General features: G+C 34.6%; 9 protein-coding genes. 7 read left to right on the top strand and 2 right to left on the bottom strand.

The window, feature by feature from the left end; genetic code table 11:
- Window positions 1-22: 22 nt before the first annotated feature.
- The 6 genes from B0A66_RS12675 (at window position 23) to nagB (ending at window position 7,925) form a co-directional block, all read left to right on the top strand.
- Window positions 23-565, top strand: coding sequence for a hypothetical protein (locus tag B0A66_RS12675; RefSeq protein WP_089050210.1), 543 nt, complete (start codon window positions 23-25; stop codon window positions 563-565).
- Window positions 566-1,061: 496 nt separating this feature from the next.
- Window positions 1,062-2,093 (top strand): methionine ABC transporter ATP-binding protein MetN, encoded by a 1,032-nt coding sequence (gene metN, locus B0A66_RS12670; RefSeq protein ID WP_089050209.1) that lies wholly within the window; start codon window positions 1,062-1,064, stop codon window positions 2,091-2,093.
- Complete coding sequence (gene metI, locus B0A66_RS12665) at window positions 2,086-2,739, top strand: methionine ABC transporter permease MetI (RefSeq protein WP_089050208.1); 654 nt, start codon at window positions 2,086-2,088, stop codon at window positions 2,737-2,739. The genes metN and metI overlap by 8 nt, the downstream gene beginning before the upstream one ends.
- A 29-nt stretch (window positions 2,740-2,768) precedes the next feature.
- Complete coding sequence (gene metQ / locus B0A66_RS12660) at window positions 2,769-3,587, top strand: methionine ABC transporter substrate-binding lipoprotein MetQ (RefSeq protein ID WP_089050207.1); 819 nt, start codon at window positions 2,769-2,771, stop codon at window positions 3,585-3,587.
- A 194-nt stretch (window positions 3,588-3,781) separates the two neighbouring features.
- Window positions 3,782-5,881, top strand: a complete 2,100-nt coding sequence (locus B0A66_RS12655) for an alpha-L-fucosidase (RefSeq protein WP_089050206.1) — start codon at window positions 3,782-3,784, stop codon at window positions 5,879-5,881.
- A gap of 130 nt (window positions 5,882-6,011) precedes the next feature.
- Complete coding sequence (gene nagB / locus B0A66_RS12650) at window positions 6,012-7,925, top strand: glucosamine-6-phosphate deaminase (RefSeq protein ID WP_089050289.1); 1,914 nt, start codon at window positions 6,012-6,014, stop codon at window positions 7,923-7,925.
- Between the two features lie 342 nt (window positions 7,926-8,267).
- Here the strand turns inward: nagB and B0A66_RS12645 are convergent, their stop codons facing one another.
- Complete coding sequence (locus tag B0A66_RS12645; RefSeq protein WP_089050205.1) at window positions 8,268-8,981, bottom strand: LytR/AlgR family response regulator transcription factor; 714 nt, start codon at window positions 8,979-8,981, stop codon at window positions 8,268-8,270.
- A 70-nt stretch (window positions 8,982-9,051) separates the two neighbouring features.
- On the bottom strand, window positions 9,052-10,110 hold the full coding sequence (locus B0A66_RS12640; protein ID WP_089050204.1) for a sensor histidine kinase: 1,059 nt from the start codon (window positions 10,108-10,110) through the stop codon (window positions 9,052-9,054).
- 122 nt (window positions 10,111-10,232) lie between these two features.
- Here B0A66_RS12640 and B0A66_RS12635 point away from each other — a divergent pair, with 122 nt between their 5' ends.
- Window positions 10,233-12,476 (top strand): GH92 family glycosyl hydrolase, encoded by a 2,244-nt coding sequence (locus B0A66_RS12635; RefSeq protein ID WP_089050203.1) that lies wholly within the window; start codon window positions 10,233-10,235, stop codon window positions 12,474-12,476.
- Window positions 12,477-12,478: the final 2 nt, after the last annotated feature.

The following is a 12,478-nucleotide window of genomic DNA, read 5'->3' as shown; positions in this document are numbered from 1 at the left end:
TTAATACTAAAGATCAAAAACGATGAAAAAACTAGGATTAGCAGTGATGCTTTTAATGAGCGTACTGTCACATGCACAAGTTTCAATAAATGTAAATATTGGTACGCCGCCAAGTTGGGGGCCAGAAGGACACGATGATAGCAGATACTATTATTTACCTGATATCGATGTGTATTACGATGTAAACCAAAGTCAGTTTATATACGATAATGGAGGTAAATGGACACGCGCCAAAAACTTGCCGGCACAACATAAAAAATATGATTTGTATGATGGCTATAAAGTAGTAGTAAATGATTATAAAGGTGATGATCCTTATAATTATCATACGAAACACAGAGCATCTTATCCAAAAGGGTACAAAGGAGAACCTCAGAAAAATAGAGGATCTAAGCCTGTAAAGAATGGTAAATCTGGAAATAAGCAGCAACCTAATAAAGATAATTCTAAAAAAGGAGATAATCCTAAAAGAAGCGATAACGATAAAAAAGGGGATAAGCGTAAAAAAACAGAAGGACATTCTAAAAAAGAGCAACAACACTCAAACGACGATCGTCGACAATAAAAAAACATGACGAAGAAAGCGCCTCAATTTTGAGGCGCTTTTTTTATGAGATTGAGGATTTGTGTATTTAAAAGTTCCGTAGGAACGATCTATATTGTAGCAACGGATTTTAATCCGTTGATGAAGATATATTTGTAGTTATGGTTTTTAATTCGATGTTGATAAATATTAAACTATATTGATTTAATTAGTCTATTATTTCGATAGGGTTAAAAAAGATTAGTTTTTTGTATTTAAATTGAAAATAACTCTTTAAATTTGCCGCATCAATGAAGAAAAAATTCCAGAATACAAATTATTGCAGCAGCAACATGGCAATGTGCTGTATGACTGCTATGCAATGGTTTGAACTGGCTTATATATAAAAAATACAATTATTTTTCTCTAAAGCCTTTCATAGTCAGTTGAAAGGCTTTTTGATTTTAATTGTTTAACAATTTTCAATAGCATAAAAATTATATCTGGTAGACGATCAGATTTAAATAGAATTAAAGAAATGATTGAAATAAAAAATGTTACTAAGAACTTTCATCAGAAGAACCGAATCGTTTCGGCTTTATCTGATGTTTCTCTTAGAGTTCCGCCAGGAAAAATCTTTGGTGTAATAGGAACTTCCGGAGCAGGAAAAAGTACTTTGATACGTTGTGTCAATTTACTGGAAAGACCCACTTCCGGAGAAATTATTGTAGACGGAAAATCGTTAATGCAATTGTCTAACGCGCAACTTGCAATTGAAAGAAGACAAATCGGAATGATTTTTCAGCATTTCAATTTACTTTCATCGCGTACTGTTTTTGATAATGTTGCTTTTCCTCTGGAATTAGCAGGCGTTTCAAAAGGAGAAATACAAACGCGTGTTCAGGAGTTATTACAATTGGTTGGTTTGGGAGAAAAAGCAAATGATTATCCGGCAAGCCTTTCAGGAGGTCAGAAACAAAGAGTTGCAATAGCGAGAACCTTAGCCAATAATCCAAAAGTATTGTTGTGTGACGAAGCTACAAGTGCGCTAGATCCGGCTACCACCCGTTCGATATTGAACTTATTGAAAGACATTAACCGTCGTTTGAACATCACGATTTTATTGATTACACACCAAATGGAAGTGGTAAAATCGATTTGTGATGAAGTAGCGGTAATCAGTCATGGAAAATTGATAGAGCAGGGAAGTGTTGGAGAAATTTTTGCAGACCCAAAACACGAACTGACAAAAGAATTTATTTCTTCGGCATTGCATCTTGACATTCCTTCGGTTTATCAGGAGAAATTGCAAAAAGAAGATGCAGAAGGTTTGAATCCGCTATTGCGATTGGAAATGACAGGAAAATCAGTAAATGAGCCTGTAATCTCAGAAGTTTCGAGAATATTCGAAACCGATTTCAAAATCATTAGTGCGCAAATGGATCAGGCGGGCGATGTTAATTTTGGTGTTATGCTAATTGAGTTATCAGGCAAGCGCGAAAATTACGAAGCAGCAATCCAGTATTTTATTTCAAAACATATTAAAACAGAAATCATAGGTTATGTCTGAATCCATTATTGAATTACTTTTAAAAGGTACCTGGGAAACCATAGTGATGACATTTGTGTCCGGCTTTTTTGGTTTTGCGTTAGGACTTCCAACAGGTATTTTACTTTTTCTTACCCGAAAAAATCAAATATTAGAACAAAGACTTTTAAACCGATCTTTATCGGTTTTGGTTAATATATTCCGCTCTATTCCATTCATTATCTTAATTGTATGGATGATTCCGTTTACACGTGCACTAGTTGGAACTTCAATTGGTGTTAGTGCAGCTTTAGTGCCGTTAAGTATTGGTGCAGCGCCTTTTATTGCCAGATTAGTAGAAAACAGCCTTTTAGGTTTGCCTTCAGGACTTATAGAAGCAGCGAGAGCATTAGGAGCAACACCATTTCAAATCGTATATAAAGTGTTACTTCCGGAAGCTTTGCCTTCGATTATCAATGCAGCTTCGATTACTTTGATTACACTTGTTGGATATTCTGCTATGGGTGGTGCTGTAGGTGCCGGAGGATTAGGTCAGGTTGGGTATCAGTATGGTTATATTGGTTATGATGCCGTAACGATGAATGCTGTATTGGCATTGCTTGTTCTTTTAGTATTCCTGATTCAGTTTGCAGGCGATACTTTATCAAAACGATTTGATCACAGATAATAATTAATACATAATAAAACATAAAGAGAATGAATACTAAAATAAAATTTTTGACAGTAGCCGGAGTTTTGGCTTTGTCACTTTCGCTGGTTAATTGCGGAAAAAGTAAAAACAATGATCCTCATTTTATAAAAGTTGGAGTAGCGACAGGACCAGAACATGCTGTGGCTGAAGCGGCTAAAAAAGTAGCAAAAGAAAAATACGGACTAGAAGTAGAATTGGTTTCTTTTAACGATTATGTGATTCCAAATGAAGCTTTAAGCCAAGGAGACATCGATGCCAATGCTTTTCAGCACAAACCTTATCTTGACGAGCAATCTAAACAACGCGGATACAAATTAGCCATTATTGGTAAAACGTTTATTTATCCAATCGCAGGATATTCAAAAAAAATCAAAACTTTAGCAGAATTAAAAGACGGAAGTACGATTATTATACCAAATGATCCAACAAACGGAGGAAGATCACTTTTGCTTTTAGAAAAAAATGGATTGCTAAAACTTCGTGATAACGTTGGCTTATTACCAAAAGTAACAGATATCACAGAGAACAAAAAGAATCTTAAAATATTAGAATTAGAAGCACCGCAATTACCACGTGCTTTAGACGATGAAAATGTAACTATTGCTATCATCAACAATACGTTTGCTTCGCAGTCAGGATTAGTTCCTTCTCGCGATGCTTTGTTTGTGGAAGACAAAGATTCTCCTTATGTAAATCTTGTCGTGAGCCGTGAAGACAATAAAAACGAAGAAAAAGTAAAACAGTTTTTACAAGCTTTCCAATCTGCAGAAGTAGAGCAGGCAGCCGCTCGCGAGTTTAAAGGCGGGGCTGTAAAAGGCTGGTAGGTAGTAAATAATTAGCTTAAATTATAAAAAGGCGCTAAATCGACAGGTTTAGCGCTTTTTTGTTGCGTAATGTTTTGAAATTATCCCAATGCTCTTTTAAAAACGTTGTTGGTCGAAATAGTAGTAATCAAAACAGTGAATAACGTTACATTTAACTGCTAAATTATTTTCTAACCTTACCTTGTACAATCGTGATGAAAAATATTTTTCTGCTACTTAGCTTATTTTCTTTTACAGTAACAGTTTCTTCTCAGGAATTAGTAAAAGCACCACAGCCGTTTGGGCCTTTACCAACCCAAAAACAATTGGCTTGGCATGAAATGGAATTCTATGCTTTTGTACATTTTTCTTTAAATACTTTCACCAATAAAGAATGGGGTTATGGTGATGAATCTCCGGAACTCTTTAATCCGACCAATTTAGACGTGCGTCAATGGGCACGCGTTGCAAAAGAAGCCGGAATGAAAGGCATTATTTTAGTCGCCAAACACCACGATGGTTTTTGCTTGTGGCCATCAGCTTATACAGAGCGTTCTGTGAAGAATTCTCCTTGGAAAAACGGCAAAGGTGACTTGGTGAAAGAATTGGCCGCTGCGTGCAAAGAATACGACCTTAAATTGGGATTATATCTTTCGCCTTGGGACAGAAATCATGCTGAGTATGGAAAACCGGGTTACATAACTTATTTTAGAAATCAGTTGAAAGAATTACTAACCAATTACGGAGATGTTTTCGAAATGTGGTTTGATGGTGCAAATGGCGGTGACGGTTATTACGGAGGTGCTAACGAAATGCGAAAAATTAATACGCTGGAATATTACAATTGGGATGAAACCTATAAACTAATCTATAAAACAGCTCCCAATACTTTAGTTTGGGGAGTTGGACCTTCTGAAGCCAGATGGATCGGAAATGAGGAAGGTCGTGCAGGAAGAACGAATTGGAGCTTATTACGTCAGAAAGATGAACTGGCTGGAAAAGTGCATTACTCAGAATTTGTATCAGGACATGAAGATGGTGAAAGATGGGTTCCGGGAGAAGCAGATGTTTCTATCCGCCCGGGATGGTTTTACCATTCAGTCGAAGATGATAAAGTACGTTCTCTGGATGAAATGGTAGACATTTATTATGAATCGATTGGTCGAAATGCAACGTTATTATTGAATTTACCTGTTGACAGAAGAGGATTGGTTCATGAAAACGATGAACAAAGATTAAAAGAATTAGTAGCCGTTATAAAAGCTGATTTTAAAACAGAGGTTTTAGGATCAAGCAAAATTTCAGTCAGTAATACAAGAGGAAATTCAAATACATACGCTGTTAAAAATGTAGTAGATGGAAACAAAAATACCTATTGGGCAACAGCCGATGATGTAAAAACGGCTGAGATAGAATTTACTTTTAATAAACCAACAGCTGTAAATCGTATTCTGCTTCAGGAATACATTCCGTTAGGACAACGTGTAAAAGCATTTACAGTCGAAGCTAAAGTAGATGGAAACTGGCAAACGGTTGCTACTGAAACAACAATTGGGTATAAAAGAATCCTGAGAATAAAAAGTGTTGTGGCTTCGGCATTGCGTATAAAGATTACAGACTCAAAAGCAAATATTGTTATTTCGAATATTCAGGCTTACAATGCACCTCTTTTTGTTCGTGCTCCGGAAGTACAGCGTGATAAAAATGGAGATGTTACGCTAAAAGCAGAGGAAGGAAATTCGATTTATTATACAGTTGATGGCAGCAAACCGACAGCAAAAAGTACTTTATATAAAGGAGTATTCCAATTTAAAAAAGCAGTTACTATAAATGCTATTGCCATTAATAAAGAAGAAAACAGAAGCAGTGCTGTAAAAACGGCAAAATATGGTGCTTCTAAAGAAAAATGGACAATCCTTGCTGTTTCCAGTGGCGACATCAAAACGGCAACCCGCATTATCGATGGTAATCCAGAAACCGACTGGGGTTTTGGCGGTGATTCAAACAAATTACCTCAGGAAATTACAATTGATATGGGTGCACCGTTAAAAATAAACGGATTCACTTATGTTCCACAACAAGTAGGCAATAATCTGAATCTAATCTCTAACTATGAGTTCTACACCAGTACCGATAATGTTACCTGGACGAAACAATCTGAAGGTGAATTCTCGAACATCAAACACAATCCGATTGCGCAAATAAAAAGTTTTACACCGTTAAAAGCTAGATACTTAAGATTCGTTGCGTTGGCAGGAATAGGAAAATCACAAACGGTTTCTATCGCAGAAATTAGTGTAAATGAAGTGAATTAAACAACGGCAATTTTTATTAAAGTTTCCAATTATGTCTTTTGCCGAACGTATTGCGTTATTAGTCGAATATTTAATTTTTTATAATAGTAAATATCTAATTTTAACATATTAATAAATGAATTATAATCAAATGATTAAAGAAGATATAAATTTTAAAGAAGCTGGAAAGTTCGAAGAAACGCGTTTTGAAAAGATTCACAACGTGATTTTTGAGTCCTCACAGGAAGCTTCGATATTAGTTGCTCAGGAAATAGCAAACATAATTCAACGAAAAGAAGAATTAAATGAGCCTTGCGTTTTGGGATTAGCAACAGGATCTTCTCCTATAAAAGTTTACGAAGAACTTGTTCGCTTGCACAAAGAGGAAGGTTTGAGTTTTGCAAATGTAGTGACGTTTAACTTGGATGAATATTATCCGATGGATAGAAATAACATTCAGAGTTACCATCATTTTATGCATGAGCATCTTTTTAATCATGTTAATATTATTCCGGGAAATATAAACATTCCGGATGGAAGTATAAGTAATGAAGACTTACAACAATATTGTATTGATTATGAAATGAAAATCAAAGCCTATGGCGGATTAGATTTTCAGCTTTTAGGAATTGGAAGAACAGGACATATTGGTTTTAACGAACCGGGATCTCACGTAAATTCAGGAACAAGAAGCATTACTTTAGATCATGTAACCCGTACAGATGCAGCATCATCGTTCTTAGGAATTGATAACGTACCAAGAAAAGCCATTACAATGGGAATTGGTACCGTAAAGAATGCCAAAAGAATTGTGCTTCTTGGATGGGGAATCAGCAAAGCTGAAATAATTAAAAAAACAATAGAAGGAGCAGTTTCTTCGCAAGTACCTGCAACGTATTTACAACAACACAGCAACACAACATTTGTTTTAGATACAGAAGCTTCGACAGAATTAACAAGGGTAAAAACACCTTGGTTAGTAAAATCAGTTGTATGGACAGAAGAATTGAAACTGAAAGCGGTGGCTTGGTTGAGTGAGTTGACCAAAAAGCCGTTCCTTAAATTAACAGATAAAGACTATAACGATCACGGTATGTCCAGCCTTTTGACAGAGGAAGGAACTGCGTATGACTTAAACATTAAGATGTTTAACAAAATGCAGCAAACGATTACCGGATGGCCAGGAGGGAAACCAAATGCCGATGATACGTACAGACCGGAACGTGCAACTCCGGAAAGAAAAAGAATAATCATCTTTAGTCCGCATCCTGATGACGATGTGATTTCGATGGGCGGAACTTTTGACAGACTTGTAGAGCAAGGTCATGATGTACATATTGCGTATCAAACCTCAGGAAATATCGCCGTTTCTAATGAAGAAGCGTTAAAATTTGCTGAAATTTCAAAAGCATTGAATTCTAGTTCTGGTGAATCAGAGAATATCATCAATTTTTTGAAGAGTAAAAAAGGAAATGATATCGATTCACTGGAAGTTAGAAAATTAAAAGGATTAATCAGAAGAAGCGAATCTTTGGCTGCAACCCGTTATTTGGGCGTAGCGGATTCTAATGTTAACTTTTTAGATTTACCATTTTATGAAACAGGTACAGTTAAGAAAAATAATCTGGGAGAAGCTGATATACAGATTATGTGTGATATTATCGAAAGAATAAAACCGCATCAGATTTATGCTGCAGGAGACTTAGCAGATCCACACGGAACGCACAAAGTTTGTCTGGATAGTTTGTTTGAGGCTTTAAAAAGATTAAAGAAAGAAAGTTATATGGATGATTGCTGGGTTTGGCTTTACAGAGGAGCTTGGCACGAATGGGAATCCTACCAAATTGAAATGGCGGTACCAATGAGTCCTGATCAGGTCCTTAAAAAACGTCATGCTATTTTTTATCATCAGTCTCAAAAAGATGGAGTTATGTTTCAGGGAGATGACAGCAGAGAATTCTGGGTTAGAGTAGAAGATAGAAACAGATTAACAGCAGAAAAATACCATGCTTTAGGATTAGCAGATTACTCCGCTATCGAGGCATTTAAACGATATCATTTTTAAATATTGAGTTTAGTTTAGTTAAGTTTTAAATAAGTACAATAGATTATTTTTATGTTAATAATTTATTTTGGTTAGTTACCTGTATGTTTGAAAATGCAACCTTTTAGGTTGCATTTTTTTTGTTTAAAGCTTACTTATTTTATGCTCTTATTCTCTACGCTCATTTTTGTCTTTTCGACGGAGGAGAAATCTTCACAAGTAGCTCCGTAAAGTATTGTCAATCTTTGTCGAGTTTCTAACGAAGATTTCTCCTCCGTCGAAAAGACAAGTTTGTGGTGTGCTTCGTTGAAAAAACAAAATTGCGATTAATCGTTTCAAAAAACAAAAACTTTGAAAAACTCTTTAAAGCGAAGAATTTAGAATTCGTTGTTTTACATGGTCGATATAAGATCGTCCAATTACATATCTAAGACCTTCAATTTCAATACTGTTTCCTTCAACGGCGTCAATTTTATCGATGGCAATTGTATAGGATCTGTGTATTCTTAAAAAATTTCTTTCAGGTAATAAATCGGTAAAATCAGATAAGGTGCTGTGAATAATATATTTACCGGTTAGTGTGTTTATTTTTAAATAATCTTTTAAACTTTCGATTACCAATATTTCATTAAAAAAGATTTTCTTCATTCTCTTTTTATCAATCTTAACAAAGATAAAAGGACTTTCGGGATTGCTTTCCTGCGGAAGATTGCTTTTGTTTTCCAGTCTTTTGCTTACCTTATTTAGGGTTTTCATTAATCTTGGAAACTCAATTGGTTTTACCAGATAATCTAAAACATCCAATTCGTAGGTTTCAATAGCAAACTGGCTGTAAGCGCTTGTAATTACAAGAAGAGGTGGATTCTCTAAACTTTTAATGAAATTAATTCCGTCCAGAACTGGCATATTAATGTCCAGAAAAACTACATCAACCTTATTGTTTTTTAAAAAATTTAAACCTTCAATAGGATTACTGAAAGTGTTGACTAATTCAAAATTTTCAACCACTTCCAGGTAGCTTTTAATAACATTGATTGCTAATGGCTCATCATCGATAATCAAACATTTTATTTTCATTCTATTCAGTATTAATCGGTAAAAAATTCACTAGCAATAATAAAATTCTAAAAAAAGAAAGAAAATAGTATCAAGCGACTTTAATTACTAGCTTTACGACAAAAATATTCTTTTTATTCTTAAATGAAAGCTTATAGTCACTTTTATTATAACCTAATTCAAGTCTTTTTTTAACGTTCTCTATGCCAATGCCACTAGACCTGTTAAAATTGTCCGTATGTTCCGTAATTTCTGGCATCGGATTAGATATTGTAAAATATAAGTAGTTTTCTTTCACTTTAAAATTAATATCTATTGTAACCTTTCCCGTGTTTTTATTTACGCCATGTTTAAAGGCATTTTCAATAAAGGTAAGCAATATAATGGGGCTAATTTCCTTGTCGTGAATATCACCTGAAATTGACATGTTTATTTCCAGTCTATCATCATTTCGAATGCGCTCTAAATCTAGATAATTTTGAATGCAAAGTATTTCATTTTCTAAGCTTTGTTTCGTGTTTTTTGTGTCGTACAACATGTAGCGCATTAACTCAGAAAGTTTCAAAACAATTTTCGGGGTTTTATTCGATTTTTCAACCGATAAAGAATAGATATTATTAAGTGTATTAAAAAAGAAATGAGGAGATATTTGAGATTTAAGAAATAGTAATTCCGTTTCTAATTGTGATTTTTCCAGATCCGTAACTCTCTTTTGTTCTTTCAGGAAATCAAACGTAATCTTGATTGCGGTAGCAAACGTCATTACGTAAAGTTCGCCCATCATCATGTCAATAGTATAATTGAGTGTTAACTTATTGATAATTTCAGGTCCTTCCGGCCAAACATCTTCTGTGATGAAAAAATAAGTAATATTAAATTTTACAACTACCATAATAAAAATGGCGCATAAAATAGAAACCACATATTGGACGTATTTTTTACGATAAATCAAATTAGGCATTAGAATCAAAATATTCAAATAACACAATGCCATGTGAATAGGGAAACCCAATAAGTTTGTTTTTAACGAATAAACGTAATCATTAAAGTAGCTTCCCCATCTAAAAGTATTGAAGATAAAATAGGTTAACCAGAATATAATGTGATATTGTAGTTGAATACGATAAAATTTGCTTGAATTTAAAATCATGATATGTTTTAAGTTTTATGACTTTTTTTGATGTTTATCTAAGTTTATGTGTTGTCCGTCTAAATTAGTTTTAATAAAAAACACTTTTGTTTAAATTTAAAATTAAATTAAGATTAATTTATATGAGGAATTTTACACTGCTAGTTTTATTTGGAATTTTAGTTACCAGTTGCAAAATAAATGTAAACAAAAATAACAAACAAGACGTACTTTTTATCGATCATGTAAATCCTTTTATTGGGACAGGTGGTCACGGACATACATATCCGGGAGCAACAGTTCCTTTTGGAATGCTTCAGGTAAGTCCTGACAATGGTATTTCGAACTGGGATTGGTGTTCAGGTTACCATTATTCAGACAATATCGTTGCCGGTTTCAGTCATTTACACCTTAGCGGAACAGGAATTGGTGATCTGGCTGACATTTTGTTCATGCCAACCAATAAAAAACTTGATTTAACAACACCAACAACCTCACGAGATCAATTACCTTATAAATCAACTTACAGTCATGCTAACGAAAAAACAACACCGGGTTATTACCAAGTTTATCTTGAGGATCCTAAGATCAATGTAGAGTTAACCTCTTCCTTACGTACAGCTTTTCATAAATATACATTTTCTAAAAACGATCAGCAATCTGTTGTGATCGATCTTGGTTTTGCTATCAATTGGGATAAAGCTTTAAAAACAGAATTAAAAGTAGAAGATCCTTATACTATTAGCGGTTACCGCTACAGTACAGGATGGGCAAAAAATCAAAAAGTATTTTTTGTAGCTAAGTTTTCAAAACCTATTGCAGAAACTATTTTATTGGCAGATAAAAAAGTAATCACTGGCAGCACAGCAAATGGAGATACTACTGCAGCCCAATTGTTTTTTGATGCCAATAATGATGATGAACTTCTGGTAAAAGTAGCGTTATCATCTGTAAGTGTTGCTAATGCTAAAGGGAATTTAGAATCAGGTAATTTTAGTTTTGAAAAAGAAAAGAGCAAAGCCGGTACTATCTGGAATAAAGCATTAAGCAAAATTACGGTAGAAACTCCTATTGATTCTTTAAAAACAATATTCTATACGGCAATGTATCATGCGCAATTAGCGCCTGTAACATACAGCGATAAAAATGGAGAGTTTAGAAAAGAGAACAATGACATTGTAAAAGCAAAAAACTACACAGCGTATTCTACCTTATCCTTATGGGATACTTTTAGAGCAGAGAATCCTTTGCTGACGATCGTAGCACCAGATAAAGTTTCAGATCTGGTAAATTCAATGCTGGCGTATTACGATACTAAGAAAATATTACCGGTTTGGACACTTTACGCCAATGAAACCAATACAATGACAGGGTATCATTCGATTCCTGTAATTTTAGATGCGTATCAAAAAGGTATCAAAGGTTTTGATGCTCAAAAAGCGTTTGAAGCGATGAAGGCAACCATGATGCAGGACGAACGCGGATTAAATTTCTACAAACAATACGGTTACATTCCGTATAACTTACTTGACGAATCCGTAACCATTACTTTAGAATATGCTTATGATGATTGGTGTGTAGCACAAATGGCAAAAGCATTAGGTAAAAATGAAGATTACGAGTTTTTCTCAAAACGTTCTAAAGCGTATGAGTATTTATTTGATTCTGCAAGCGGATTTATGAGAGGAAAATCAGATGATAAAAAATCATGGAATGAACCTTTTGATCCTAAGCATTCTAATCACAGAGAACATACCGATTATACAGAAGGAAATGCCTGGCAACATAGCTGGTTTGTTCCTCATAATGTAGATAATTTTATTAAACTACACGGAAGCAACGAAGTCTTTACAAAACGTTTAGAACAGCTGTTTACAGAAAGCTCCGAAATTACAGGAAATAACGTTTCAGCAGATATTTCAGGATTAATTGGTCAGTACGCTCACGGTAACGAACCAAGTCACCATATTGCTTACATGTTTAATCATGCGGCACAACCTTGGAGAACACAATATTGGGTACGTCATATCTTAGATACACAATACAACACCACGCCAAACGGATTAAGCGGAAACGAAGATTGCGGTCAAATGTCGGCTTGGTATGTCTTTAGTTCAATGGGATTGTATCCTATGAATCCGGCATCTGGAGAATATGAAATTGGAAGTCCGATTTTTGAAAAATCAACCATCAATCTTGAAAAAGGAAAAGCGTTTGTAATTGAAGCAGAAAATGTTTCAGACAAAAACTTTTACATACAATCAGCAACATTAAACGATGTTCCTTTTAATGAAACAGTAATCACGCATCAGCAAATTATGCAGGGTGGAACATTACATTTTGTAATGGGTGCAACACCAAATAAAAACTGGGGTGTAAAGAAGTAAGC

Source organism: Flavobacterium hercynium (assembly GCF_002217285.1).
In the GTDB taxonomy this organism is placed as follows: Bacteria; Bacteroidota; Bacteroidia; order Flavobacteriales; family Flavobacteriaceae; genus Flavobacterium; species Flavobacterium hercynium.
The sequence above is the reverse complement of the archived record's forward strand: the minus strand, read 5'-3'. Positions and strand labels throughout refer to the sequence as shown.